Origin of the sequence: Blautia sp. An81, from assembly GCF_002161285.1 — a bacterium.
Classification (GTDB): Bacteria; Bacillota; Clostridia; order Lachnospirales; family Lachnospiraceae; genus Blautia; species Blautia ornithocaccae.
This window is the reverse complement of sequence record NZ_NFHH01000064.1, coordinates 1-1700: the sequence shown is the minus strand read 5'-3', so window position 1 is coordinate 1700 and position 1700 is coordinate 1. Positions and strand designations below refer to the sequence as shown.

At 44.5% G+C, this 1700-nt stretch carries 1 protein-coding gene; it reads left to right on the top strand.

The window, feature by feature from the left end; all coding sequences use genetic code 11:
* Nucleotides 1-132 precede the first annotated feature (132 nt).
* Nucleotides 133-1446, top strand: a complete 1314-nt coding sequence (locus B5G33_RS20800) for an IS30 family transposase (protein ID WP_087418975.1) — start codon at nucleotides 133-135, stop codon at nucleotides 1444-1446.
* Nucleotides 1447-1700: the final 254 nt, after the last annotated feature.

Here is a 1700-nt window from a genome sequence, read left to right as displayed (position 1 = left end):
CCTAAAATGAAATTTTAAATTCCACTCCCTTAATGGGGTGTAGAGTTTACTCCTGCACAGTTGATATTTACTCTTTCATACATCCGTGGTATGGTTATCTCTCCTTCTGACAGCAGTAGAAGGAGGCTCATCATGAGTAAATATATTCCTGGTAACCAAAAACACCTTACCCTTGAAAACCGTATCTATATTGAAAACGAACTGAATAAAGGCACTTCCTTTAAGGATATTGCCAGGTTCCTGTGCAAGGATCCTACCACAATCTCTAAAGAAGTCAGGGCTCACCGTCTCTCAGATTGGTATCACAAAGGTACTTTCTATAACGCCAAAAACTTCTGTATTCACCGCTATCACTGCAAGAAGACTAATGCCTGCGGAAAGATTGTCCTGTGCGGAATCAAATGCGCATCCTGCCCTACCTGCAACCAAACCTGCAGAGACTTTGAAAAAGAGCGCTGCGTAAGACTTGACCGGGCTCCTTATGTCTGCAACGGCTGTACGAAAAAAATCAATCACTGCACGATTGCCCACAAATACTCTTATAACGCCAGGTTCGCTGACAGGAAATACCGGGAAAAACTCCGGGATTCCAGAACCGGGATTAACATGACCAAACGGGAGCTTCGCAAAAAGGACCAGATCATTTCCCCACTGATCGAACAGGGACAGTCTCCCTATCATATCCTGGCAAACCATCCGGAACTGGATATGTCCGTCCGTACCCTGTATTCGTATCTTGACCAGGGACTCTTTACGTCAAGGAACATAGATCTGAAACGGAAAGTTCATTTCAAACCAAGAAAGTGCCATAAAACACAGATCACGGACAGGGCAGTCTTTACCAACCGATTATATCGTGACTTCTGCTCCCTTGCCCTTACAAGCTATGTCCAGATGGATACTGTCCATTCTTCCAGGGAATCAAAAAAGACCTTGCTGACCATGTTTTTCACTAAAGAAAAACTTTTCCTTGCTTTTTTGATGAACCGCTGCACAAAAGGTGCTGTCCGTCTTGTTTTTGACCGTCTGGAAAAGCGCATGGGAACCTATGAATTCGCTTCCGTGTTTGAATATATCCTGACAGACCGGGGTTCTGAATTTGGTGATCCGGATGCTTTGGAAACTGGCGTGAACGGAATACAGCGTTCCAGCATTTATTACTGTGACCCGATGCAGAGCGGGCAGAAAGGCGGGCTGGAACAGGCACACACGATGCTCCGGATGATTCTGCCAAAGGGAACCTGTTTTGAGTTCCTTACACAGTGGGACATAAACCTGATCGTAAACCATATCAATTCCACACCGAGGGAAAGCCTGGGTGGAAGGACGCCATACAGCGTCGCCTTGGAAACACTTGGAGAAGAGGTCTTAAACGCGTTTCAGCTTAGACCGATTGCCCCGGATGAGGTAAATCTGACGCCTAAGCTGATCCGCTTTAACCACTAATCAACTGATCGAAATCTGCTGTCAGACTGGAAGTAAACGTTTCACATTTTTTAGATGTGGCCGGTGGAATTCAGTCATGCACACTGTATTCCAGCGGTCCGTTTCCCATGCCCAGAAATCAAGTATTTTTCGATGAGTTTAGCTAATTATAGCAGAAAACAGGAGATTCCGCTTAAAAATTTCCTGCAAAATCTGTAAAAAATAAAGTGTGATGGAATTTACCTCTTCACTGGAATTTAAAATTTCAATTTAGC